This window comes from Microbulbifer mixtoriginis (SeqCode) (assembly GCF_052468275.1).
In genome coordinates, this window is the sequence record NZ_CP174341.1 from 347,360 (window position 1) to 374,327 (window position 26,968).

20 protein-coding genes are annotated in these 26,968 nt (G+C 49.1%); 3 read left to right on the forward strand and 17 right to left on the reverse strand.

Annotation, left to right across the window (positions count from 1 at the left end; genetic code table 11):
- Positions 1-3: 3 nt before the first annotated feature.
- From tssG to ACJJIC_RS01600, 17 genes are all read right to left on the reverse strand, one after another.
- A complete protein-coding gene (tssG, locus tag ACJJIC_RS01520; RefSeq protein ID WP_252084232.1) occupies positions 4-1,134 on the reverse strand; it encodes a type VI secretion system baseplate subunit TssG in 1,131 nt (376 codons plus the stop codon).
- On the reverse strand, positions 1,098-2,927 hold the full coding sequence (gene tssF, locus ACJJIC_RS01525) for a type VI secretion system baseplate subunit TssF (RefSeq protein ID WP_444887812.1): 1,830 nt from the start codon (positions 2,925-2,927) through the stop codon (positions 1,098-1,100). Before tssF ends, tssG begins: the two co-directional genes overlap by 37 nt.
- Positions 2,927-3,400, reverse strand: a complete 474-nt coding sequence (gene tssE, locus ACJJIC_RS01530; RefSeq protein WP_252084230.1) for a type VI secretion system baseplate subunit TssE — start codon at positions 3,398-3,400, stop codon at positions 2,927-2,929. The genes tssF and tssE overlap by 1 nt, the downstream gene beginning before the upstream one ends.
- Before the next feature lie 4 nt (positions 3,401-3,404).
- Positions 3,405-4,985, reverse strand: coding sequence for a type VI secretion system contractile sheath large subunit (gene tssC, locus ACJJIC_RS01535; RefSeq protein WP_444908533.1), 1,581 nt, complete (start codon positions 4,983-4,985; stop codon positions 3,405-3,407).
- Positions 4,986-5,024: 39 nt separating this feature from the next.
- On the reverse strand, positions 5,025-6,512 hold the full coding sequence (gene tssC / locus ACJJIC_RS01540; RefSeq protein WP_252084228.1) for a type VI secretion system contractile sheath large subunit: 1,488 nt from the start codon (positions 6,510-6,512) through the stop codon (positions 5,025-5,027).
- A complete protein-coding gene (tssB, locus tag ACJJIC_RS01545) occupies positions 6,509-7,030 on the reverse strand; it encodes a type VI secretion system contractile sheath small subunit (RefSeq protein ID WP_252084227.1) in 522 nt (173 codons plus the stop codon). Before tssB ends, tssC (ACJJIC_RS01540) begins: the two co-directional genes overlap by 4 nt.
- A 44-nt stretch (positions 7,031-7,074) precedes the next feature.
- Entirely contained in the window at positions 7,075-8,370 is a 1,296-nt protein-coding gene (gene tssA / locus ACJJIC_RS01550) for a type VI secretion system protein TssA (RefSeq protein WP_444908532.1), read from the reverse strand.
- Positions 8,371-8,556: 186 nt separating this feature from the next.
- Positions 8,557-9,339: a hypothetical protein gene (locus tag ACJJIC_RS01555; protein ID WP_445357834.1), complete on the reverse strand. Its 783-nt coding sequence runs from the start codon at positions 9,337-9,339 to the stop codon at positions 8,557-8,559.
- A 212-nt stretch (positions 9,340-9,551) separates the two neighbouring features.
- A complete protein-coding gene (locus ACJJIC_RS01560; protein ID WP_445357835.1) occupies positions 9,552-10,280 on the reverse strand; it encodes a SapC family protein in 729 nt (242 codons plus the stop codon).
- A gap of 24 nt (positions 10,281-10,304) precedes the next feature.
- A complete protein-coding gene (gene tagF / locus ACJJIC_RS01565) occupies positions 10,305-10,976 on the reverse strand; it encodes a type VI secretion system-associated protein TagF (protein WP_444908530.1) in 672 nt (223 codons plus the stop codon).
- A 15-nt stretch (positions 10,977-10,991) separates the two neighbouring features.
- Positions 10,992-14,531 (reverse strand): type VI secretion system membrane subunit TssM, encoded by a 3,540-nt coding sequence (gene tssM, locus ACJJIC_RS01570; protein ID WP_444908529.1) that lies wholly within the window; start codon positions 14,529-14,531, stop codon positions 10,992-10,994.
- Between the two features lie 53 nt (positions 14,532-14,584).
- Complete coding sequence (gene icmH / locus ACJJIC_RS01575; RefSeq protein ID WP_444891546.1) at positions 14,585-15,451, reverse strand: type IVB secretion system protein IcmH/DotU; 867 nt, start codon at positions 15,449-15,451, stop codon at positions 14,585-14,587.
- A gap of 1 nt (position 15,452) precedes the next feature.
- Entirely contained in the window at positions 15,453-16,790 is a 1,338-nt protein-coding gene (gene tssK, locus ACJJIC_RS01580; RefSeq protein WP_444908528.1) for a type VI secretion system baseplate subunit TssK, read from the reverse strand.
- Between the two features lie 66 nt (positions 16,791-16,856).
- Positions 16,857-17,474, reverse strand: coding sequence for a type VI secretion system lipoprotein TssJ (gene tssJ, locus ACJJIC_RS01585; RefSeq protein WP_444887806.1), 618 nt, complete (start codon positions 17,472-17,474; stop codon positions 16,857-16,859).
- 23 nt (positions 17,475-17,497) lie between these two features.
- Positions 17,498-19,276, reverse strand: coding sequence for a type VI secretion system-associated FHA domain protein TagH (gene tagH / locus ACJJIC_RS01590; RefSeq protein WP_444908527.1), 1,779 nt, complete (start codon positions 19,274-19,276; stop codon positions 17,498-17,500).
- Positions 19,277-19,409: 133 nt separating this feature from the next.
- Positions 19,410-20,909, reverse strand: coding sequence for a type VI secretion system contractile sheath domain-containing protein (locus tag ACJJIC_RS01595; protein WP_444899260.1), 1,500 nt, complete (start codon positions 20,907-20,909; stop codon positions 19,410-19,412).
- A gap of 70 nt (positions 20,910-20,979) precedes the next feature.
- Positions 20,980-21,699 (reverse strand): transposase, encoded by a 720-nt coding sequence (locus tag ACJJIC_RS01600; protein ID WP_252084216.1) that lies wholly within the window; start codon positions 21,697-21,699, stop codon positions 20,980-20,982.
- Between the two features lie 190 nt (positions 21,700-21,889).
- Here ACJJIC_RS01600 and ACJJIC_RS01605 point away from each other — a divergent pair, with 190 nt between their 5' ends.
- The 3 genes from ACJJIC_RS01605 (at position 21,890) to ACJJIC_RS01615 (ending at position 26,962) form a co-directional block, all read left to right on the forward strand.
- Positions 21,890-22,753, forward strand: a complete 864-nt coding sequence (locus ACJJIC_RS01605) for a Stp1/IreP family PP2C-type Ser/Thr phosphatase (protein WP_252084215.1) — start codon at positions 21,890-21,892, stop codon at positions 22,751-22,753.
- 23 nt (positions 22,754-22,776) lie between these two features.
- Entirely contained in the window at positions 22,777-25,857 is a 3,081-nt protein-coding gene (locus ACJJIC_RS01610; protein WP_445357836.1) for a DUF6531 domain-containing protein, read from the forward strand.
- 82 nt (positions 25,858-25,939) lie between these two features.
- Positions 25,940-26,962: a succinylglutamate desuccinylase/aspartoacylase family protein gene (locus ACJJIC_RS01615; RefSeq protein WP_444887803.1), complete on the forward strand. Its 1,023-nt coding sequence runs from the start codon at positions 25,940-25,942 to the stop codon at positions 26,960-26,962.
- Positions 26,963-26,968 lie beyond the last annotated feature (6 nt).

A 26,968-nucleotide genomic window follows, 5' to 3' on the forward strand; every position in this document is an offset into this window, starting at 1 on the left:
CAATTATGCTGCTGGCAAGGCTTCATCAGGCGACATATTTTCAGCACTTAAGGTAATCTGTATGAGTTCTGCTGATTCCTGTTCACTGGCCATATGTGTATTCCACCCTAAAAGAGGTTCATGATCAGATTTTTTGTTTAACTGAACAGGCGAAACTTGTTGCGCAGGTAAAGATACTGATAGCTCGAAGTCCAACTCAATCCCAGCACTTAGTTTGATAAAGGCTTTAAGGGATTCCAGTTTCTGAGTTCCCGGGGCAATAGTCATAAATTGTTCATAAGCCATTGGTTCGATGACTATTCGAAATTTATTTTGAGCTTGGAAACAGTGCGTACCCAGAATTGTGTTTACCCCTAGACAGTTATTTACTCCACTGGGAGCTTCATCACAAGGCAGGCGACAGAGAATGTCTTTCGGTAATTCATCCCACTGCCCCTGAAATTGCTCTATAGCGACATCCAAACCAAAGAAATGCTTAATCATGCTGGTCAGCGCAGCTGCAGAGCAACGTCCCTGCCCCAAATGGCCTGCCATGCCCAAAAGAGCTTCATCGGGAATTGGCAATCGATAGCGCATCTCGCTAGTACCCAGGCCCGCCAAAGAGGCAATCGCCTGTGTAAAAATATCTGGAACCCTTTCATTGCGTAAACGCTGGCGTTCATAGTTCACAGGCAATTGGTATTTATGCCATGCTTTATAAAGTAGCGAAGTATGACGGTGATTAAACATATCGAGAAAATCCCGAAGAGCGGTATTATTTTCTCTGAGCTCTTTTTGAACTATTTCCGTCAGGTAGTAGGGCATTACACCCTGACTCCCTATAAGACCAGTAAAGCCAACCTCCATATGCCATTGACTAACTTCTTTATCTTGTATTTCTACATTATTACTGGTCTTTTTTTCCAGACGTAAAACGTCTGAGCCAATAAAAGATAAACCGGTCTGGGCGCTGAAGCGAACCATTTCCTTCGCTGGTGGAGCCGCACTGGCAATAGGTTCATCACAAAATCCGCCATCCGCCAAAGACACAGCACGCTCCAGGATACGCACCGCCTGATAGAATTCGAAATGATAGGGCTCTCGACGCAGCCGCTCTATTACAGTAAAGCTTTTTCGCCGGCGCGAGGTGGCCATCTTTTAAGTTCTCCATCTCTGCCACTCATGGTAGCAATCAATTTAGTAAATGAATTAATAGAACAATATAAGCCAAGAAAACGTTCAATGATGCTGGCAAATAATAAAGGGCTAGTGCCAGTAAGCATCATCGAGTCGAGTTCAATTTCTACCTCAGTTCCCCGACAAAGAACGACGCTTTGATCAATCTGGATAGGAGCAGTAATGGGTTTTGTATTCAGCTTTAATAAAGATTCAATCAAATTACGAGTACTGGCTGAATCCCTAAAATCATACAGTCTGAAAATTTCTTTGAGGGCATCACATCCCTGACTTCCAGATAAGGAGAGATGATTCAAGTTCAGATGTGATATCAGCTTCCAGTAGCCTCGCTCTCTTCTCGGAGGCCTCAATGTCGCTGTTGGTGCCACAACACAGCTAATTCGTTTCGCTGGGACATCACCATCAACTACTTCAAGATAAGGTTGAGAATTGCCACTGGGTAACTTCTTAGGCAGATTCCGATTACAGCAAGTTAATTTAATATCGAGTGTTTGATCATTAATCCTGTGCGGATTGAAATCTAAATCAACGAGACTCAAATCAACTTCGGAAGCCTGCTCATTGCGATGCTCCCCTTCTATAACTTCACGACGCCGACTGAACCAAAATGCTGACTGTTCCGCGTGGTGTTGGCTATGCTTAATCCCGTAGAAAGGCCTATATTTAGTGGTTTCGCCATCACCGTCTGTGGCAGCCACCTCATCAATAGAATATATTTCCAGTCCATCGCTACGACGAGCATCTGCTATAACATGATATTCATACTGAGTATGGGTGAGCGGTATAGGATCTGCACTCTGCTTGAATAAATTAATAACAGGCGTACAGCCGAGTGCAAACATACTTGGAACCAATTGTTTTTCCAGTTCCTCATGCGTCTCTGAAAGATAAAAATACAGGTTCAATGTATCTGCATAACTATCATTCAAAGCCCCCTGTAAATTTTCAATATCCAAGAAGAGAAATTTTTCGGGGAAAGCAAAATATTCAGTAAGCAACCTGTAACCGATGAATGCTGTATCTGGATAGGGTAATAAACCTTCTTCTGCATTCATCCCGACCTGGCAAATATCCTCTGGGGATAGAAAAGTCGGTTTTGGATCACTCTCTCCATTTGCCACAACCAGCTTTACACATTTGGTTAAAAGCAGATCATAGAGGCTATACACATGTGTCGCTTGACCACGCAAGAAGAATCTTATTTTTTCGGGATTCATCTCCGCAAAGCTCAGATCAGGACTCAAAGCTTTAAGGGAGAGCTTAAGAACGGCGTTTGCTCCCTGAATCTCATTACAACCAGGAGCAATAAACGGGCGTGGCATTAAGCTTGCGCTGACCGGTTGAAACGGATTAATTTCCACCGGATAACAAGTTGTAAACCTGCAGGTTTGTCCCTGAAAGCTGTCACTTTCTAACAACGTTTTTGCATCAACCTGCGTTATTGCATCAAGGTCTGAATCCGGCTCAAATTGAACGATCGCACATGATGGAATGGGTCGTAAATAATGTGGATACAATGTTTCCAGCATTGCATCTGTAAGTTCAGGGAAATCATCACTTAGTTTTTGTTGAACCCTGGCATTCATATATGCAAAACCAGACAACAAACGCCCCACAAGCGGATCATCTACGGTATCTGCATCTAACTGCAGACGTGATGCAGCCGCAGGGTGCATACGGGCAAACTCAGCGGATGTTTGCTGAATAAATGCGAGCTCACGCTCATAGAGATCTATTAATTTTTCACTCATTACATAATCTCAGACACGTCTACCATTTGTGTTACCGGGTTTAAGGCAGAGTCAAATACGATAACCTCAGATGCAGGATTAACATGCAATACTGCTTCTACACGAAAACGTATGCTGGGATCTTCCACATCTACCTTATCTTGAGTGGTAACTTTTACAGAGCGAATTCTTGGTTCAAAATGTAAAATTGTCTTCTCAATATCCCGGCAGAATTGTTTTCGACTGTCTAATGAGGATAAATTGACAGTAGACAGATCTGGCAGACCATAATTTATATTTGACTCGTCCAAGTGCCGCAGTTCAGATGGTGGTGAAATACAGCGATAACGTGTATTAAATAAATATTCGAGGTCGCGCCTAACCCCCTCACGTAGCTGGCGTAAAATCTGATGGGATTGGTGAACATTTACTTTACTAGATGATTCAAGTAGTCGATCTAGCACTGGAGCTAACAGTCTTTTTTCTCTTGCCATAATTCTATGAACCCCCAACACCTATCGTTGCCAGAGCCGTAGTGAGCTTGAGCTCAGAGACCAAATGATCGACCGTATAGTGGCTTTTAAGATGAATTACGCTTTGATAACTACCTACTTTGCCAGGCTCATCCGCCACACGAACTCGAGCTTCACGCAGGGGGTAACGTGCCAACATTTCCCAAGATAAATCATCTCGCCCAGTAGTATACTGGTCCAACCAATGCTGAAGCTGGCGCTCACAATCAGCAGCATTCATATAGGCACCCACCTTATCCCTAATCATCACCTTGATATAGTGAGCAAAGCGTGAGGCGCAAAGAATTTGTTGCAGCATAGAACTAATACGCGCATTCGCCGTAGCTGCTTTCGATGTATATTGTTTAGCTTTCTGAAGAGAGGGCACACTATTAAAAGCACTATATGGCGTGTCATAACAGTGGCTCAAGCATGCAAAACCCAATTCTGATAGATCCCTTTCTACAAAATCTGTAACCAGAATCGAAGTGGTCATCTTAACCATACCGGGGCGGCTGTCCGGCTTATAGGCCAGGGTGGGCAGCTGAGTCACCAATCCACCGCCAAGATGATCCCGTGCAACACCGCGAATATGGGAAAACCAACCAACTTCACTGAATTCGCGTAACAGTACTGCCCCCATAGCAAAGCAGGAATTCCCCCAAAGATATCGCCGGTTGTGAGATCCGCTAACCTGTTCCTCAAATCTCAACCCACGATATTCTGAAAACTCTAGGCTATAGGGCTCGCGCATAAGCACTTGAGGTAAAGTAATGGCTATAAAGCGACTATCCTCTAAATCTCTCAGGCTATTCCAGCGTATATATTCTTTTTGACGAAAAACCTCAGAGAAGCGAATTGGCTTGGCCAAATCATCAAAATGATCGACGCCAAAAAGTTGAGGTGTTGCAGCACAGATAAATGGCGCGAAAGCGGCGGCGGCCGTATGGGCTATGCCCTGCAGAGTAAAAATATCATCGTAAGGGTGATCTGCCATCGGCCGATGCGAGATATAATAATCTCCCATTAACAAACCAAAGGGCTCTCCACCTGGAGTACCAAATTCTTCGTTATAAACTAAATGAAAAAGTCCAGACTGATCGAAATCTGGAGCCCTCTCCATATCTTTGCTCAAGTCTTTCCAGCTGGCATCTAGCAGTTTTATCTTAATATTGTCTGAATGTGGTGTATCAAATACCAGCATTGATAGACCACGCCAACTTGCCTCTAGACGCTGAAAACGAGAGTTATGAAGAATCCGATTAACTTGATCGCATATAAGCTCATCAAGCTCAACAATAATACGACTCAAATATTGGCGAACAGAAAAATTCTCCTTTTTTGGACAAGGACATATTTCTGTTAACCAGTATTCAAAAGAGAATAGCTCGTCTGGTTCGCGTAAAAAACGCTGTAATTGACCCTGATCTCCACTCGCTAAATTTTCCGGCAAAATATCTAAATAATCTTCCGTAAATTCTTTTTTTGTTGCGCAGGGCACCGGAAAACTCCCATTAGCATTTCTGACAGCTTCAAGTAATTTAAAGCTTTGATGAAGACTTTTCAAAAAATTGCCCGCCCCTTATTCCGAGGCGGGCACAGGTTTTTATCCGGCAGATGGGATATTGGCAACCATACGCATGGAGGTGGTCAACTCCTCCATTTGTAACCAGGGCTTCAAGTAGGCAACAGCACTGTAGCACCCAGGTTGACCTGGAATTTCCTTCACTTCAACTCGAGCTTCTGAAAGCGGATACTTTGCCTTCATCTCTGGGCTTGCGTCCGGATTTGAGTTGGTGTATTGAGTAATCCACTTATTCAACCAACGTTCACAATCACTAGCCTCCATAAAGGAGCCTACTTTGTCACGCGCCATTACTTTCAGGTAATGGGCAATTCTAGAAGTAGCCATCAGATAGGGAAGACGTGCAGAAATCGCTGCATTCGCGGTAGCATCCGGGTCGTCATAGGCTTTTGGTTTTTGCGCACTTTGAGCACCAAAAAATACAGAGTAATCGGTATTCTTGTAGTGACATAACGGCAAGAATCCTTGAGCGCTCAATTCGGCTTCACGGCGATCAGTAATACCGATCTCTGTTGGACATTTCTGGTCCATATCGCCGTCATCACTCTTGAATATATGTGAGGGCAGACCTTCCACTTTACCACCACCCTCGGCACCACGAATGGCTGTACACCAGGAATTCTCAGCAAAGGCCTTGGTCATGGTGGTGCCCATTACATAAGAGGCATTCATCCAGCAGTACTGGTCGTGGTCCGCAGGGCGTGAAACTCCAGATTCATCAACTTCAAACTCTTCAAAGTCAAAAGCTTCGATTGGCTTGGTATTTGCGCCATAGGGAGTTCTGGCCAGAGTCCGTGGCATAACCAGAGTAACGAAACGAGAATCTTCACTATCTCGGAAACTACGCCACTTAATATATTCAGCTGACTCAAAGATTCCACCGAGGTCACGGGGTTTCGACAGTTCGGTAAAGTTATCAAATCCAAACATACCGGAACCGGCTGCAGCAATAAACGGACAGAAACCCGCTGCCGCAACATTGGACATTTTACTCAGAAGCTCGATATCTTCAGGGTGACTGGTGAATTCGAAATCACCTATCATGCATCCGTATGGCTCACCACCTGCAATACCAAATTCTTCTTCATAAATCTTTTTGAAGGTCTGGCTCTGATCAAATTCAACGGCTTTATCCAGGTCTCGGAACAATTCGCGTTTGCTCAAATTGAGCATGCGAATCTTCATGGTTGCACCTGTTTCAGAATTCATCACCAGGTGATTCAGTCCGCGCCAGGAACCTTCAAGCTTCTGGAATTTTTCATCGTGCAGAATAGCGGCCATTTGCTTAGACATAGCCTGGTCAATTGCACTGACTGCTTTTTTGATTGTCTGGGTAAGGTTACGGTCCCAGGTTACGGTTCCTTTTAAAACCTGCTCTGTCAGGTTTGCGATCAGATCCTGGGCTTCCTGCGGTTCTGTTTGTTTGGTAGCGGCAATAGCCTGCTCCAGTAGGTTGACCGATTGTTCCTCAGCTTCACCTTCCGCAACATTTTCTACTTCTGTGCTCATTCTGAGTCCTCTCCTTTATCCTTGTTCAACCCCAACTGCTCGGAAATAGCACCGACATTTTCCGTACTTTTCAGGATGTCTTCTAAAACTTTTTCTAGTTCTTCAGAGCGGTCTGCCTTACTGAGAAGGTCACGTAATTTACTGCGTGCTTCCAAGAGTTGTTTCAGCGGCTCAACCTGATCGACGATTTTCTCTGGAGAAAAGTCATCCATATGATTGAAATCGAGATCAATACCAATTTTGCTGCCATCACCAGATAAGGTATTTTCCACCTGAAGATTCAGTTTTGGATTAACCTTGGTCATTACATCGTTAAAATTATCGCGATCAATTTGAACAAACTTACGATCTTTCAATGCTTTGCGATTTTCGGTGTTATCCCCTGAGTAGTCGCCCATTACACCAGCAACAAAGGGAAGTTCCTTTTTAACTTCCGCACCATTGGTTTCAACATCATAAGTTATATGTACACGTGGTTTGCGCACACGCTTAAGTTTATTGTGGATACTCTCAGACATCTCAGGTCTCCTTCCTAGATTTAGGGACTGCTGTTCTTAATTAATTACCAACCCGAGCTGGCTTCTTCTTGTGCTTGCCCACCCCAGCTATCCTCAGCTGCAGATGCAGCTTCAGTGGCTGTTGATGCTGGCTCAGATGCAGCTGGAATTGGTGATGGGGTATTACTCGTTACCGGCGGAGCTACATAACGTTGGGTATCCGTTCCATCGAGACGAACACCTGTCAACTGGGAATATAGGGCTCGGGACTGCTCATCTGGTAGTAACTCAGTCATCAATTCAGAGACCGTCATACGACCCCAGCCTATTAATCGCTCCAACCCTGGAGCCAAAGGAGTATGTGGCTCGTAGGTACGGAAATATTTCGCGGCCTGTTCTAGTAATTTAAGAGCATCCTCTCGGGAGCTAACCGGTCCGGTGGGTGCTGCAATAGCATTCGCAACTATTGTTGATGCCACATTGGGAACAGCTTCCTCAATGGGGGAGTCACTCTGTGTGTCTTCAGTTACTTCCGGTGCCTCATTCTGTGCTAGCGCATCAAGCTGACTCTTATAAATGAATCTCGCTGTACGCAATACTTCATCCAGTAGAGAGGAAATATTAGTTGATGGCGGTGCATCATGACCGCAACTAGAGCGCAAAGCATCATTGATATTTTTATAGCTGCTAATAGTAGCTTCTATAGTTTCTATCAGATTCTTAGCCCATTCATTAGTCGCGCTGTTCACACATTGATCTACATCTTCCAGGCTATATCCCAGAGTCTCAATGCGGGCCGCTTTAGCATCTTCATCTGCGATACGATCTGCATCCCGAGCTTGCTGATGCTGGAAAAAAGAGAAATCTCCGTAATCCCCCTCCGGGGTTACTGGTGCACTACGGATCGGCATCATTAGCGTACCGTCACCGCCATCACCATTAAGGCCCGTCAGTGGTGCAACCGTAGTTTCAATACCATCCTCATCAGGAACTGGGTATAGGCCATCCCAAAAATTGGTAACCAGCTGCTCAATTAATAGAAAGCCATCTCTGAGGCCACTAAAGCCATGGAGACGAATTAGGGCCTCTGTATACCAGCTGGCCACTTCCAGATCTTTACTTTTCTTTGTCAGAATCTTTTCTGCGGCCTTTGCCACATCACGCCAAGGGGCCAGCAGATCAGAATCTGTGTCATCAAACATGGCCGAGCGCTCTGCGGCCCTAGCACTATTTCGCGCATCTTTGATGGAGTAGTAATCAGAGGTCGGTGATCGATCCTCCCGAATATCCTCACCGACAGGGCTCTCTGAAGAAATAGGAGCCGTGAGTTCTTCGATATTTATTGTATTTGGGAATGCCATGAAAAAAGTCCCTTCTACCCAATCAATTCCTTCAAGAAGATTTCCGAGAAGAGTACACGTTGTAAAGATCTAATCAAGGCAAATGACACAATGTAATCGCAATACCTTAAAAAAAGTGCACAGCGCACAATATTAAACAAATAATTTTTATTATTTTTTTAGATTTTACAGCCGCTGACAAGACAATTACACAGCAATTACAGCTGAGGCCTTACTTTCTGCGGTAGTCTCACTTTCCGGAGAGCATTGAAAACTTGCCACTATCTGAATAAATTCTGTTTTTGCTTGTGCAAAGCTTTGCAAAGAGGTCCATAGAAAAAGGGTATAGAAACTCTCTTTGCCGCGAAAAAAAACAACCATATATTGAACCGAATCTTTGCCGACATTAGCACTCATCTCGTACAACAAACCCATTTGCCAATCGCGCTCTAGCACTTGTGGGCCACTTAGAAGGTTGCCATTAGATACTTTGCTCAAACACTGCTGCATCTGAGCCTCGGCATAGTCCGTGAGGCTTAGCTCTTCGGGAAGTTCAGTTCGCTTTTGCTCCAATACAATCAGGTACCGGTTTAATTCGGTATCACCAGCCTGAATTTCAGCGTTTGGATTCAAATTATTACAAACTACCCAATTACGCGGTACGCACAGTTGCAGCTGCGAGCCTTCACAGTGGAGTTTTCCCATAACCACAGGTAAATGAGAAGCACCACGCTCAACGGATTCTTTAGTAGAGTGCAACAAGTCAGAGTCCAAAAATAATTTGGAGTGCCAACCGGCCACCCATAATTTCTGAACAAAACGACAGGCTTCTGCACGATCTGCAGTCTTTCTAAGCTGTGAGCGGCTGCTAGCCATAAGCGCTTTAATTTGTGTAAAACTAAATCCAAACTCGCTACCCAGGGCTGATATTGCCTTTCGCCGCTCAAAAAGTGCTCTAATCTCCCCAGTAAATACCACGATATATGACATACCTTAACCCTTGCTTCCTGCAGTTATAGATAGGTTGGCGGATATTTGGACAACCAAAGAGCCCTGTACACTGGTACCTTTTTCCTAAATAGGCTACTCAATTAATTTCACTTATGCCATGAGCTTTAATGCATCTGGAGTAAGTTGCTATTACTTCACCAAGCTCAAATGGTTTAAAAACAATAGGGTTTTTATTGTTTAGCCTTAACCCTCTAGTGAAGCAGCCTCGCTTGATACTTTTTGAATAGCCGACTTAAATTTGTTGACTGATGCAAAGACAGCATATGAGCGTATATTGGAGCTAAATAGCCACGCTCTTTTAAGCGTAAGAAGTCATTATCATCCAATGCATTCATACGCTCTGAAGTAACACAAAATACACCGGTTAATCGATGTTTGGTATTACCAGGTAAATCGACTACCACTACCTGCTCCTGAAAGAGTTCCATCTCAGTGAGGCAACGAATAAACTCTTTATTATTTGATTTCTGCTGATGAATTCCACTCAGTAAGTTTCTGGCCTGCAATAATGCATTTGTCGCTTGCCCCTCATCATCGAATAGCCTACTTCTATTTCCATCTAAGCTACCAAGTGAGAGAGAGGATGAATCCACACAAATTATTGGATTTGTTTCCAGTTGATCTTTGTAATGCAAGTAAAATGGATAAGCTCTCAATGTTGCCGGGATATAACCACCCAACCATTTATCCTGCTGAATAAAAAGATTCTGCCCCGGTTTTATACCTAATAAAGCACAACTTTCCAGGGCATTCTCTTCTTGAGACTTTAAAAATATGATCGGACATTCTCCAGCCAGAGCCGTGAACTCGGGTAGGTACACTTGACAGATATGTCGATTTTCACTGTGTGAAATATCACCGGTTAACACACTATACCGCCGATGCTTATTACTATTTAAAGCCACTATTATTTGCTTCACACTAGATATCCTTTACCTATTTATTCACTGTCTTTGCTGACTGGCACCCAACATAGAGCAGTAAAATTCAGGGCCGGGTAAAGAGGGGCAAAGCACGCTGGTTGGGGCTAGATGCTGTGATCCTTCGCAAGACCACAGACTGTAACTGGCGAACTGCTTACGACATACCTGTCCGAGCAACCCCGCGTAGCGATTGTCGTTACCCGAGGCATCATTACTCGCGACAAAGAACTCACTCTGTGCTGCAGGAGTAGCTAGCTGCCCCAGTTCTACCGGCACCTCACTAAAGGCCTCGAACAGCTGATCTGCATGGAGCATATTTTGCAGTGCGCTGACAGCTAATTCCGTAAGTTCCCGGTACCACATATCTGCATCTGACATAAAGTTAATTATGTCCATAGAAGAGGGTAACGGTGCGGCGATAGTCAAAGGAAAATAACGCCCCACACTATCCACACTAGGCACTAGAACCCCTACCCAGGGGGTCTCATCAATGATTCCTTTACTGTGGGCAAAGCGCCAGACCGGACTGGTCAAATAATAGTCCAGCCAGTTTTCACCCATTATTTCTCGGGAGCCATGCACTGCACGCTGCAGCCACTCATCCCACACCCTGACGAAACTCGCTGGAAGCTGACGCTGGATAAAATCCCCATGCCCAGGAAGCTTGCCAAAAATACCTATGCTGCTTTGCAAGTCACTCACTCCCTACTACAGAGTCTCCGGGCACCGATAACCACGCAGTAAACTGCGATCGAAAGGATTATTTACATTCGAAGCCACTAGTTTGAATTGTGCTTTCCGCCCTTCTTCAGAGAAGGTCACCAAACGCTCCGCATTGCTTCGCCCTGTCTCAAGATCTGAGCTTGCAAGAAGTCGATACCAAGCCCAATCTCCTTCGAAATGTTTACGGTGTACGGTTTCATTGAGATCTTCAAAGATAATCCGCACCCGATTACTCTCTCCACCGCGCCATGTAAGTTTTTTACTGGTCTTGGGGCCATGCGAATAAGGAACACGCTGATCTCCCAGCTCAAGTTCAAACAGGCGCACACTGGAATCCAGCTTGGTTGGCTCTATACGGAAAGAATAAGCTGCGCTTTCTCCCGATTTAAAGAAGGTCTTACGAATCTTCTCCGCTCTACGCAGCTGGGACAGCGTTTCAATTGAAAGGCTCATACCCTGCCCTTCCACATACTTCACTTTCCAATTTCTTGTATCGACGAAAGGCTTTAAGTATTCAGTAACAAACTTTTGCTCAATCCCCCCAGGCTTGAAGTATTGATTAAATTCAATAACTGGTACTTCCTGGTCCCGGTCACTGCGCAGCGGATAGCGATTTGCCAGGCTGCTGGCGTAGCTTTGATAAACTTGCTCACGCCATACCCGGTTTAGATGCCCCTTGGCTTTCGACATAACCAGAGCCCAAGTGCTGTCAGCAATTTCGGTCAGCCATTTATCAAAAGGCGCCGGCGCATTGGCCGCTTTGACTCTTAGCTGCTTAATCGCATCGCCGCCCCCAGCAAAACGGGCTTTGGCACTGGCGAACGCCGCTTCATTGGAGTCTGGAGCACTGTCAATTTCAGTCAGATATTCCTGAATCTTATTGATAGTCTGGAGATACTCCTGAACCCGTGCGGGTCTGCCTTTCTCGCTTTGTGTAATGCGCTGTATTTCCTCAAAGCGCACATCGACAATATTAGGCTTGTAGCGGTCCTTCAACGCCCCTGCTGCGCTATCCAGTGCCGCACCACCGAGTCGGCGAGTTGTACTGGATACCGGTAATGGCACCCCCTTGGCATCCACCGACAGCTCCGGTCGCAATGTCAGGCGTGTGTTATCCGAAGTAATTTCCGTGATTGCCAGTAATGGGGAATAAATGGGGTCTGACAGGGTTGAGAGAACCTCAAGTGCCTGGGAAGTGCTGTTGAATCTGCGAATGCTGAAACCGCCAAGGAAGGATTGCCAGTGCTGAAGATACTCCCCCAGATAAATACGCTTTACATCCTCGCCGAGTTTCGCCCGGTCGGCTTCGGTAAAGTCCTCACCACTGAGTTCCCCACCGTAGATCCAGCGCTCATCCGCCATAGTGGTCATCAACTGGGAATCTGCACCAAAGTCCACGTCCTTATAACCCGCCTTGGTATATAGGAAGGGGATACTAAAGCGTGAATCGCCAGCTCTCACACCAAACACCTGCTGAGTATCACCGCCGATTTCCTGATACAAGTCGACAGAGGTCTGCCCAAGATCGCTATTTTGTAATTGCGCAAACAGCCTTTGCGGCACAGGGATGCGTCGCAGCTGTTGGCGGGCGCGAGCCACTACACGCTCATTTTGTTGAACACTTTCAGGTATTGGACGCGCCAACAATTGATCGAGGTGGTAGCGTAAATTATCTTGTTCCTGAGCTTCGCCGGGTAATTGGCGTTCCCAGCGGGCGCTGTAGTAGCCCTCAACGGTCGTGATGTCCAATTTGTCCGGGTTGAAGAACATCAGATAGGTTTTGAGGGTACTGACCAGTGCAGGGTCATCACTCCCCAAGCGGCTGAGGTTACTTTCAATATCTCGCAATAGCGCCGGTAAAAAGATCTCTTCAAGCTTTTGCCGATAGAGGTTATCCAGCGTCTGATCTATACGGGTGTCATACAAGCCCAGATTGGAGATCCAGGGGTGCTCCTCGCGGTCATACACCGAAGTCGCCTGCCGCAAGGGTTCAAGCATCTGCAAAACATTCGCCGGTGTAGGCCTCTTGTCCTTAAGCTTTTCCTCGGCTTGCTCATAGGCCGCCAGGTGGTCATTAACTTCACCCATGGACAATTTGTTGGATGCGAGACTGCCACTCCAGAGAAAGATCGAACCCACAAATGCCGCAGCTAAAGTGATATATACCCCTCTGCGCAACCACAGGTTAGCGCTCTCTACCTTGCGATTGACTCCCACCAATTCAGCTTCGGGGAATACCACATCCTTGAGCAGGCGATTCAGGAAGAAACTTTTTCCAACCCCCTGGAATTTGGGCCCAACACTGCGCTCCAGGCCAAAATCCGCTGTTACCGAAGCCATCATACGGTCTACCGGGCTGCCCTCCTGGGTACCACTGGTAAAATATATACCGCGAACCATAGGCACAGTTTCATAGCGGTTTGGCTCGAAGGTCTGCTTGATAAAGTCCGCTAAAATATCCGACAAACTTTCCATGCGGGCGGGAAATCCCTGCAGCAGTGCGCGCTTCTCAACATTGCGCTCCTGGTGCACACGCCACAACACTCTCTGATTTAAGCGCTCAATCAGCTGGTTAAACTCGGCCCTGAAGTTATCCAACGGCGCGCCGACAGTGGCATTGGCTTCACGGGGAAAGCTCATACCCCAGACCTGCTCGCGCTCGGCTTGTGAAAGGTTATCAAAGAATTCACTAAAGCCCGCTACCAAGTCACACTTGGTAAAGGTGAGGTAAATAGGGAAACGTATTCCCAGCTCCTGCTGGAGCTCATTCACTCGCGAACGAATCGTCTTGGCCTGATGTTGGCGCTGTTCATCGGTCTGTACCATCAGGTCCTGCAAACTAATGGCAACCAGGGCACCATTAATCGGCCTGCGACGACGATAGCGTTTCAATAATCCGAGGAATGCTCGCCAGGCACTGTTGTCGTAAACCCGGTGGCTGTCCTGAGTGGTATAACGGCCGGCGGTATCGATCAAAACTGCATCGTTGGTAAACCACCAATCGCAATTTCTCGTGCCGCCAACTCCCCCCAGGGCTTCTTTACCGTGGCTTTGCGCCAGGGGAAATTCCAATCCTGAATTTACCAGCGCAGTAGTTTTGCCGCAGCCGGGTGGACCAATAATGACGTACCAGGGCAGCTGGTACAGGGACACCTTGCCCTTCTCTGACTTAAAGCGGGCGTTGCGCAATACATCCATGGCCTCGCGGAAACGCCCCGATAGAGCCTCAAGCTCCTCGAGGGAATGCTCTTCATCCGGATCCTGGGTACTCTCCTGAGACTCTTCAATGCCCTTAATCAGAGCCTGGTTTTGGCGCCGTTCGACCAGCCACTGGCTCAGGTTCCACACCAACCAAATTGCGAAAATAAAAACGATGATGGTAATGCGAACTGTATGGGACAGTGTGGCGTTATCACTGCCAAACTTGATGTAGTCCGCCCCAAACCAAATCAGAACAGACAGGGCTGCGAGGCCGATAATGCCAAGCACCCATTTGTTGGTAAAAAAGTCGCGCAAGCGTTTCATGAATAGCTCCATCTCCCGGGCTCAATCGGCACCGGATCAATTCGGTCCGAGTGTCACCCTTCCCCTTGCGGGGGCTCACTGTCACTGCCTGTTAATTCCACTACTCGGTCAGCCACAGGGGTAGTCGTTTCGTAAAGCCACCAGCGATAGCCGCTGTAGGTGGCAACCAACAACCCCAGTGCGACGCTCATAATCACCCACAAAGGCATGTAGTGAATCAGGCCCGACTTGCGCTCGACACAGCCCTGCCAGTGGGGAGAGAGATCGCGGTCCATTGCTGATTTGTGCTGCTCTATGGTCCGATAAAGCTCATCGCGAATCTGCTCAATCTGCTCGTGGCCCCGCTGCACCAAGCGATACTTGCCTTGAAAACCGAGACTGAGGCAAAGATAAAAGAGCTCTAACAACTCCAGGTGGGAAGCAGGGGTTTCCAGCATACGCTGCAGAATGGAAAAACATTTCTCACCACCAAACGTCTCCTTGTGGAACAGGCTGAGCAACGAGTGCTGACTCCAACCACTCGCCGTACCCCAGGGCGTAGTCAACACCACTTCATCCACAACGGTACACAGCAGATAGCGGGCGGTAAGCACTGCCTCAGGGGCCAGGCCCAGCTGTTTGGATTCCCGCTCAAATGCCTGAATTTCCTTGGTCAGCCGCTTGTGCAGATCCGGCACATTGGAGTGATTCATGGTTGTGCGCAGCTTGATAATCACCCCCAGCAGCTTGGAGGCTGCGGAGACCAGAGGATTCAAACTATTGCGAATCTGCATATCCGCTGAACTGCCGGGATTGGCAAAGAACTGCGGCTGTGCAGATGAACCAGACTGCACCGGAGCTGCGGCACCTGGAGTGGGAATCATTACGGTCCTGTCACCTGCATTGGGCGACGGTGGAGGGCTGAAGCTGTCGTTGCTCATATCAGTTATTCCTTATGGCCCAGAGCTCCATGGTCAGCCCCGGAAATTCCGCGCCGAGATGCACCGCAAAGCCCCCAGATCTCTGCATGGCCTGCCACAGCTCACCGCTGCGCTCCATTTCGAAATAGGTAAAACCCGCGTGATAGGGAATTTGTCTCGGCGCCACTGGCAAGGGGCGCAATGACAATCCCGGCAGCTGAGCGGAAATCAACTCACGGATAGCTTCCACTGGCGCCACTTTGGCCTGCGTGGGGAAACGACTGCGCAACAGGTCGCCGGGCATATCAGCTTTAGCGGCCATCACGAAACTGGCCGTTTTCAGTAGCGAGGGATCGGAAACCGGGGCCACATAAATACCAAACTTTCTCTGCACCAACTCCATGGCAATAGCAGTCTGCTCCAGAACTGTTGAGAGCGACTGGCGCAGGGCTGAAAACAACCCAGCAAAGCTGAGTTGTAGGTTTTCGTGCGAGTAACTGGGGATTTCCGGCGGGCGCTTGGTCGATGAAGTAAATGTCGACAGCTCACCAGCCAATTGCAGTAACTCCACAAACAAACTGTGCGGGTGTAGGCGTGGCTGAGCAGTGATCTGTTTTAATAGAGGTTCAAAACGATTAATAACCTGCAGCAACAGATAATCGGCAATCTCTGCTGAGCCACTGCGGCCACTATCACTCAAGCGGTGTCCCAGCGCGGAGCCGCGGTGATCCAACAGGCCTTTAACCTCTTCGATATAGGCTTTGATTACCGCTGAAGTCTCTGCATTCAATAGCGGCGGAATATAGTCTGAATCCAACTCGACCGGTTTCTCCGGCTGGCGTTCGCGTATTCTAGCGATACCAATAGACGCGTACCCACTGAGATCATCGCTCTCAAGCTTGAGACACACTCGCAGTTTGCCCACCTGGATACGGGCAGACTCCCCGGAGGCTGCGGCACTATTGCGCGCATCGAAGTTTGCTGTCTGGTAGCGCGCCTGGGGAAAATCTTCCTGGTCACGGATGGATTCCTGGCTGCCGGGACGCTTCATCGGTACACATAGATAGACGATCTCATCACGGGTGTTAACCGGCACATCCAGGACATCCGGTAGGATTTCATTTTCCGGTGCAAGAATTGGCGTACCATCGGGAAATATCGCACGTACACGGGATAGCGATATCTTCCCCATAGAGAGCGGTTCACTATCGATCGCCAGCTCCACCACACCCCAGGTATAGGGCCCTAGCGAAGCTGTGCGAGCCTCAACTAACTGTTCGAGATAGCGGTCCTGCTGCTGGAAATGTTGAGGGCGTAAAAACATGCCCTCACTCCAGATCACCTTGTTGTTAACCGACATATGTCTTCCTTGTAAAACCCAATTCCACTTGAAGTGGGCTTAATTAAACCTGTGCTGAGCGACGCTCTATTTAGATTTTTCCGCTTCCTGAAGACGCTTCTTCATCAAGTCATAGTCTTCACTGGAAATTGTCACCGTGTCGCCCTTCTTCCCACTGGTATCGTTGCGAGATAGCGGTGAAACAATGCCTCGGCGTCGCTTGGCGATATTATCGGGTGTGCCGATACGCGTGTCGGCCAAGGCAATCTGATAACTATTCTTTTTGTGGTCGGTTATCGGCAGCACCATGAGTGCATCGGCTTTTTGATACTGCACAAATTCTGCCAATAAACCGATGTACTTCACTTCTGGAGTCAAAGGCAGCTCTTCCACACGCTGCTCACCAGGTGCGAACTCCTTCAGGATAACGGTATCTAGGAGATCCTTGCCGAGACGGGATTCCGCATTTTCATAAAGATTAAGGAAATCCTCTCGGGCAAACTGGCGGTCGTCTGCCAGCATAAACACGCGCACTACCACCGGCGATGCACGACCATCATCATCCGGATTGACGTCATTGCGGATGTTGACCGAGAGCTCGACACTGGTATCCAGATTCAGGGTGCGCCTAGTTGTTTGGCACGCTGCCAGACTAACTACCAGTATTCCGAGTAGGGTGAATTTCAGTAACTTTGTTATGGACACGACCAATTCCCTCTTCCGATCTATTAATTTTTCAGCTGTCTGGCATTCTTCAGCTCAGACAACTGGTTTTCATAAGTCACAGCAAACTCATCACCGAAAAGCTTGCGGTAACAAGCATCCGGATCGCCCACTAATTCCCGATACATCGCGCTGAAGCCCTCCCATTTCTTTGCATTCTTATTGCCGAATACACCAGAGGTATTCCCTAGGCGACGTTCAATATTGTCCGGGCTGAAATACTGCAGCATCGCACTGTAACCAGCGCGCATCCCCGCCAGCACCGCGACCTGGTGATCGGAGAGATCATCGAAACTATCCTGCACCGCCTCCTTGGGCTGTAAAAAAGCACCATTACCGGCGAACATCGCCTCCAACGCATCTCTCTCCGTGGCACTGAATTTCAGTGGGTTATTCGCCTCTGTCTGGATCATAGTGCGCTGTACACGCAGCTCATTCTTGATACTGCTGCGCGCACGTAGGAGGTCGATCAGGCGGGAAACCGTTTCGCGGACGATCTCCGCGGCCTGTTGATCGGCTATTTGTTGTTGCCCGGGATTCATATTCAGGCCCAGCGTTGCTGCCAGCACACTGGATACCGGAGGAACCGGGGCTGGCTGCACCGGCGCTACCGGTACTTCAGGCGCCGGGCTCTGCTGAACAGGAGTCGGTTGTTGCAATTGGGAAAAGCTCTGCCCCTGAGAGGCAAAACCCATAGGGCTTGCAGGAGGCGCCTGTGCAGTATCAAAGCCCGGTGCGCCCGCTACCTGTTGTCCCTGTATTGCCGCAAAAGAATCCGCAAAAGGATTATCCTGTGGAGCCTGCGGGGCTTGTGGCTGCATTTGTACCGGGGGTGGTGACACTGGCGCTGGGGCGAACTGGGGCTGCTGTTGGGCAACTGGCTGTGATGGGGGCGCAAGCGGAGGCTGAGGAGCTACCTGGGGTTGCGGAGCTGGCGCCTGGAAAGATTGCGGCTGAGGTGCTTGAGGCTGTGTGGAGGGAGGAGCCTCAAATGACTGGGCCGGAGTTTGTGGAGCAATTTGCACAGAGTGTTGATCTGCCGGCACATGGTCCTGGGCACTGCCATCTTTCCACCACTCATCATCGGACCATTGCCCTGGCGCCGCCTGCCCTTGGGGTTCGCTACCAAATGAACCGAGTCCCTGCACATCTGACGATCCGAAAGACTGAGGCTGCTCAAAAGCCGACATGGGGTCCAGTGGACCCGGATCTGCAGCCAGTAAATCATCCTGCGCGGGAGCACTCTGACTACTCTGTGGGACGTAACCCCATTCGCCAGACTGGGAAATATCGTTGCTGCCACCGGGTTCCAACCAGTTATCCAGCTGCTTTGCCTCCGCTTGGCTCTGCATCTTGGCCATAGCACTGGCATTGAAGGTGGTGCGATCGGAAGTATCGAGAAAATCGGCACTGCCCAATCCCTTTGGCAGGTCACTTTCGGCCTGAGGCTGTCGCAACGTCACCTTGAGGCGATATTCACCCACATTGATGATATCCCCCTCGCTCAGAGGGAGTTTATTGCCTTTACCCAGCGGGTTATCGCCATCGTTATGATAGGTACCGTTAGTGCTGGTATCTGTCAGGAAAAATTGCCCATCACTGAAAGAAATTTGCGCGTGCTGAGATGAGACAACACGTTCGGGATCGGGTAGCACCCAGTAATTATCAGCAGAGCGCCCCAGACTACCCCCATCTTTAGTGAACAGCTTGGTGTGCTTGAGCATATTGGCCCCTGCGGGGTCGGCCAATACTGAGAGAATTAGATCCATGTCTTCCTGACTCACACAGTTGTTGTACTTCGCTCATCCGCTGGGACACAAACTACCAAAGAGAGCGAAAATGATTCGGGCACAATGGCCTTCCACACAAGAAATTCAAACCCGGCCTACAGAGAATGCCGTGACCGGGAAATACTTTTTAACTCCAGGGCCCTTTTAATTCTCCACCGGCGAGAGATCTCAAACTGGGGAGGACAATCTGATCGCGGCCCTGTACCGAGCGCATAGTACTCAACCCCGCCTGACTAAACTCTGCTGCTGCACGATCGGTAAGCAACGCTTCAGCACAGGGGGTAATCCACTGTCCTTGAGGCAGTTTACGCAGATGCAAAGGCAGGCTTTCATAGGTTGCAGAGGTGGGAGCCTGGAATCTGCCGGTTGTGGAAAAACCCTGACAGATAGCCAAGGCGAGCAGATAGGCACTATTACCCCACTGATAGTATTGGTGGCCCTGATCGGGGGTTAGTTCTTCAAAATCAAAATGCTCAGTGGTGGAGGTCTCACGGCCAAATGGCAGCCGTAACATAAAGCGGGGGGCGGCCAGTGCAACATACTCACTGGCGGAGTAATCCCGTACCGCCTGCCAGCTTTCGGCAAAGCGCTCACTCAAAGGATAATACCAATCATCTGGATCAACCGATCCTGCCAAGCTGGGACAGCCGGCCAGTTTGGTGTCCCCTCCGAGAAGCAGAGTACTTCCAGCCGCTTCCGCAATAGTGGAGAGATCGATCAACAGATGCAGATCTCTCTCCTCGTCCGTAATAAAAAAGTCACCCAACACGAGGTTGTAGGGACGGTCACCGGCGACTGTTTCACGCTCAACCAGTAATTTAAAAACCTGAGACTTTTCAAGATCGCTCTCAGCACTGGCAAAATCGGCAAGCAGCTCTTCCTTGCTGACATCAATCAGGTGCAGCTGCAAATTTGGGTGTTCGTCTAGTCGCCTCATTAAGAAATGCAGACTGAGCCAGCTCGCCTCCAACTGGCGGAAATCACTATGATGCATCACCTTGCGCATAGTGTCAGAGGTCGCCTCGGCCAAGGCGTTTAAATACTCCCCTTGCATGGGATCCACGCTTTTTTGTACATAGGGGGCAACAATGTCCCTAATCAGTTGATCCACCTGGAAAGCACTGCCATTTTCCCTAGCCAGGCGCTCGCGACCCGCCGCGAGAATCTCATCGAGGATTGACTGCTCAGATGAATAATCCGCAGCCTCTTGCCCGGTTTCAGTCAGCTCCGGTTTCCACTGACGAATCTCCTCTGCGGCTTGCTGGAATTGGCCAGGATCACGCAGGCGTTGACCGAGCGCTATAAAATGTTTGAAAAGCGGTAGACGGCTGTAGAGGTAATCCGGGTGTAAATCATCGAAACAAGGTAATTGCAGTGGCTCATCCATCACCGGTAACTGCAGGCTCACCCTAAGATCACTGAATACTCCTTCAAAAGTATCCCGGTTCAGCACATATACCCTGCGCTGAGCAATAGTCTCAGGCTCGCACTGACGACGGCTGGAGCGACCACTAAAATCGCCCAAGATTGCGACTTTTAGAATATCACTGCCATGGTCCATGGTTTCTTCCTTTTTATTTTTATCGCCGTGGATTTGAAATCCGGCAGCTATAGTGGCTTTGCTCACAGTTAATTATCCACAGGTAAAAAAAATACGCAGCACAACGAAACCCCTTGTACTCATCATGCGTTTTTATCTATTTGGTTTCCACTACTTGTTTTTCGATTTTATTCGACTTTCTTGGTCGTCCCCTTTTCAGCGGACGAACCCTCTGATTGGCGATTTGTTCAATCTTATCTTTAAAAGCATCTCCACCCAGAACATGCCCCAACTTAATGGTTTCAGCGATGTAATCCAGTAGCCGGCTATCAAAGCTATAGCGAAAAAGCTGGCGATAAGCCTGTGCACGTTGCCCGGCATTTTCACCCAAGTCGGTATATAAACGATGATCTTTAATCAAATTATCATGCTTAGTGTTTACATGATGATTGAAACTTGACCACTGATAATTTCCCAGTGAGTCAGCAAGTCCCAAATAAAGAGGGCGCAGTTCCACATAGCGGTAGCAGGTCAGCAAGTAGGCATCGGAGTCAATCAAGCTGGATTTATAACGCCCTCGCCAAATGGTGCCGGAACGCTTGTAACGGTGATTGACAAACTGTACGTAACGACGCCCTAGAGATTGCATCATTGAAGGTATGCCATCTGGAACCCTCGGGGTGGCAATAATCTGAATCATATTGGGCAGTAGGACGTATGCGTGCACATCCACATGGTACTGATCAGCAGCATTGCGCAAACTAATCAAATAATATTGATAATCCTCCTCATCAAAGAAGCACGGCAAATTATTGTGACCAACTTGCACAATATGCTGAGGGATATCTATTAGATTGAGCCTGGGCAAACGAGGCATTTTGCCAGCAAATCCTTTTTTATAAGGCGCAATGCCTTTCTAGTGATGAATAAAGGTTTTATTATCGCAAATCAGGGAAAAAAATTTCAAACTTAGTCTACTGCCAAGTTAACATGAACTCTGGTTAGTGGTTGTAATCATGTTACGCTGCATTTTGTTGCTATTTAAATAAAGGGGAGTTGCACCAGACATGGATCAGATAAGTCTGGCGGTCAACGGACGCACTGACATTGGTCAAGTTCGCGAGGAAAACGAGGATAGTATTCGCTGGTATGCCAGCGCCGACCAACCTTTCGCCTATATCGTGATAGCGGATGGTATGGGGGGATACACAGGCGGTGCCACAGCTAGCAAAATAGCGGCAGAAACCGTTCAATTCCATTTAGAAGACCTTTTAAAACATACCTTCCTCTCCTGCACACCCGAGCAACAACAATTGATTTTACGCGCGACTTTGATCGACGCTATCAACAGTGCCAACAACGCCCTCCTAAACACAAAAAATACCAACCCGCATTTTGCAAAAATGGGAACAACAATTGTTGTCGCTGTTATGTGGCACGATTTCCTGATCGTCGCGCATATTGGTGATTCTCGCGCTTATCTATGGAATAACTTCGGCTTACAGCGCCTTACACGCGATCACAGTGTTGTTCAGGAAATGATAGACAGTGGTCAAATAAGCGAGGAGCAGGCACAGCAATCCAGTGTACGAAATCACATAACCCGCGCTTTGGGCGTTTCCAATTCTGTAGAAGCAGAAATTAATAGCTGGAAATTAACAGAGAACGCTTTGCTATTACTCTGCACTGATGGCTTAACTGAATATTTGGACGATCATGCGATTGAGCGAGTGCTTGCCACTCACCGCCCTGCTCTGGAATGTGTTTATCGCTTTATTGATGATGCCAACAGAATGGGAGGGCGCGACAATATCAGTGCGGGTATTCTTGAATACTCCTCCCAACCCGCAGCGCAGATACTCGCACAAGAGCAGAGCGCAACCCAAAGACCAAAATCACCAGATGTAACTATCAGAAAAGCGCAACGATAAAACTGTTTGCCGGAAGCTGAAGAATGACACCGGAACGTCTCACCCAGCTGGTCCCCAACCTGCTCAAAGTCTTAAGCCCCTCCACAGCCACCTTCCCCCAGGGAAATCCTGCGGCAGCCTATCGCTGGGTGGAGGCTATTGAAGAACTTCCCGAGGCCCAAATTACTGACGGCCACCACCGACCTCTGTGGCCAGAACCACCTACTGTCGAGGTCAACACCTATACAATTTCAGCTGCACCTGAAGTCGAGCTGTTACCCGGAGTCAATGAGGGCCCAGTTCAATTTATTAATACTCCCGGTACCAACCCACTAGGGACTCATGTCCCCGCTCTTAGCCGGTGCCGTCGGGTACACGAACAGGTAATCATTGCAACCGGCGAACTGAATTTCGAATGTGTGGACCTCACAATACCGGGGCCACTGCCATTTTCTTGGAAACGATACTACCGCTCTAGTATCGATGAAGACAGTGGAATTGGAGCTGGCTGGCGTCATTCGCTGAGCGAACAGTTACTGGTGCAGGATAACCAAGTAGAACTGTTTAATGCCGAAGGCCGCAAGATTCAATTCCAGTTACCCGCGATTGGGCACGGCTGTTATAACCGCTTCGAACGACTGCTGCTATTCCGGCAGAGTCTGCACAGCTATCGACTCTCCACCTTTAATGAGCCCGATAAAATTTTTCGCGCAGATGGAGTCAACAGTGCACTCCCGCTTACCGAGATTCGAGATCAGTTCGGCAATTCCCTAACCATTGATTACAGCGAAGGGTTACCCAGAAAAATTGTCAGCTCCTGGGGGCGGGTACTCGACTTCGAAAGCCGCGGCGGGCGCCTTACCAAACTGCTGAATAACCACGCTCCCGACGATCAGCGCAATCTGTGCAGCTATGAATTCCAGGGCGGTCTACTAACCGAAGTCCACAGTAATCATGATCTGGAGAGCTATCACTATCACGATTTATTGCTTGTGCAAGCGCACAGCGGTGTGAGTGGCAAGCGTCAATTTGAATACGACCTGCAAGGGCACTGCCACAGGCTGATACAAGAGGAATCGGTAACATTATTAACCTGGCAACACAACCGTGGGAATTGCCAGGTAGAAAATACTGAGCGAACTCCACAACAGCTGCACTTCAACCAGTTCGGCCAGCTCACCAAAGAGCGTCAAGGGCAGCGGCAAAAAAGCTGGCTCTACGACTGCTACGGGAATCTATGCCAGCAGATTAATGCCGATGGACAGCATTCCTTCTTCCGCTACGATGAATTTGGCCGCTTGCGGCGCATCACCGAAGGGAGCAACAGCAAGCGTTATTTATACAGTGAAGACGGCTACCCACAGGCAGTACAGTTAAGTGAACAACAATCATGGCTGTTCACTTACAGCGACAAGGGACGGCCACAGTCAATTATCGACCCGGAACAGCAAGAGTGGAAATTGCTCTATAGCGATCGCGGTATGCTCACGCAAATTACAGATCCCGAGGGCGGCTGCATTGAGTTTACCTGGGATGGCCAGGGGCAGTTACAAACGATTCGCCGAGGGGAAAAGCAGTGGGGTTTCGAATACGATCACTGGCAGCGCATGACCACGCTGGTCGTCAATGGGGAAGCTTGGCGTGAGTGGCGCTATGGCCCCACCGGCGAATTACGCGAGTCCCACATAGGCAGCTACCAATATGGAATCGATTACTGCGAGCGTGGCCAACCCCACGCCATCCATGCCAGTAACAGCCAAAGCTTGCAGTGGGACTACGATAGCTGCGGCCGTATTTGCCAGATACATTTCGCCGATGGCAACCAATGGGCTTTACACCACAATACCCAGGGCCAGTTGACCCAGCTGCAAACCCCCACCGGAGATTACTGCTGGCAATATGATGGACTCGGCCAACTGATCAGCCACCGCACCCCGGACGAGCGCCAACTCACTTGGAACTACAGCGTTGATGGCAGCCTGAGTGAATACTGTGATAACGACTGCCGTTGGTACTTCCACTATTACGACAGAGGCACCCTCGCCAGCATACGCAATAATAATGGCCAAATTAATGAGTTCCATTACGATACTGAAAAACGCCTGATTCAAGCTAACAATTTACATTCATCTGTCCGTTTTAAATACGACCGACGCAACCGGGTTATCGCCGAGAACCACGACAGCAGTGACGTGCGCGATTTCAGCCTGAGGTATCAGTACGATTCACGCGGCTGGTTGAGAAGCGCCAGCTCCGACAACCTCGACTTGGCCTACACGCTCACACCCTGTGGCGCGCTTTACGGTGTGGATGGCAATGGCGAGCCGGTGCTGCGCAGTGAGTTCAAAGAGCAAAACACTATTCATATCCAGGGAGAGGTGCGCAGTATAGTCAAACATCGGTTTGGAAGCCCTTTTAGCCTGGAAAGTGGACTCGCCCTCGCTTGGCAATTTGATAAGTGCCCCCCGCTACAGCTCACTACTCCAATACGCCAGACCGGGTTTCCCCAGGCACAAATTGACAGGGATAAGCGCGGCAACGTGGTCGCCGAGCGGCAAATTCCCGGGCGCAGAGATTATCAATACCAGTACGACGGTTGGGGGCTGATGAGCACCGCAGAATGCGGCGATTTTAAAACTCATTTCCGCTATGACCCGTTCGGGCGCCGTCTGAGTAAAACCTGCACCCATCGCAAGTCGTCACGCCAGCGCCGGGTCACCAGCAGTTGGAGTGGCCTGGGCATCTGGGCTGAAGCACACCAGATCGATGGTAAATCCCGCGGCATCGGCCATTGGATAACACACCCCTTAAACGGATCCGTACTCTGCCACTGGAGCTCCGGCCGCTGTGAGTACTATCACACTGACTCACAGGGAAAACCGCTGGCTATTTTCGACGCACAGGGCACGGTGCAATGGTCTCAGGGAAAAGATGCCGAGGACAGAAATGGCAGAGCCTTTGGACAAACCCCTGGCCCCTGGCGCGGTATCGGCTTGATCGCCGATATTGAGACTGGTCTATGGTACACCACTTCCGGATATTGGAATCCCGCCCTGCAAATGTGGCTGAACGGCTCAAGGATTTTCTCTCACACTACGTCCAATATGCCGCTAATCAGGCTCTAAAATCCTACTGGCGCCCCTCACAGGGGCCCATCCTGGCCTGCTCTATTCCCTAAACTTAGAGCTCTCAATTGCGAACATAACCATGCAAGAATCCCCGAACTTTGAAATTGGCGGTATCGCAGTGGCCAAGGGGGAATCCCGCCATATAGACCTGCCCGTAGTCAGCCTCTACACCAATACAGAAATGGCCATACCCGTTTATGTACAGCGCGGTAAACGGGAGGGTCCCACGATTTTTGTCTGTGCGGCCGTGCACGGCGATGAGCTGAACGGCATCGAAATCATCAGCCGTTTGATTCAGAGCCGCAGTCTAAAATCCCTTCGCGGTAACCTGATTGCCGTACCTATGGTCAATGTCTACGGTGTGCTCCAGCACACCCGCTACCTACCCGATCGCCGCGACCTCAATCGCAGCTTTCCCGGTTCTGCCAAAGGCTCCCTGGCTGCGCGTATGGCCCATGTATTTCTGCGTGAGATAGTGGCCAAATGCGATTACGGCATCGATCTACATACTGGAGCCGCCCACCGCAGTAACCTTCCCCAGGTACGCGCCAATCTCGACGACGATGTGACCCGTGCCATGGCCAAGGCTTTCGGTGTACCGGTATTGCTAAATGCATCGATTCGCGATGGCTCCCTACGCCAGGCGGCCGCAGATCGGGGAGTGAGAATCCTCCTTTATGAGGCAGGAGAAGCCCTGCGCTTTGATGAGTTGTGCATTCGCGCTGGGCTGAAAGGAGTGACTAACGTTCTCAGGCATCTGGGTATGCTCCCGGTAAGGCGCAGACGCAGCTTAATAGAGCCCTTTATCGCTCGTAGCAGTGGCTGGCTAAGAGCCGGCGACAGCGGCATAGCCACCCACCTTAAAGCGCTTGGTGATCAAGTGTACGAAGGTGACCTGCTCGCCACTGTTGCCGACCCCTATGGCAATGAACTAGACCAGGTACGCAGTAATGGCGAGGGAATCATAATCGGCAAGCAGAACATCCCACTGGTGCAGGAGGGCGAGGCGATGTATCACATCGCCTATTTCCACGAACCCCAGGAGGTAGTTGAAAACCTCGAGTTATTGCAGGACAGCCTACTACCGGATGAGAACTTTTAGAGGCGC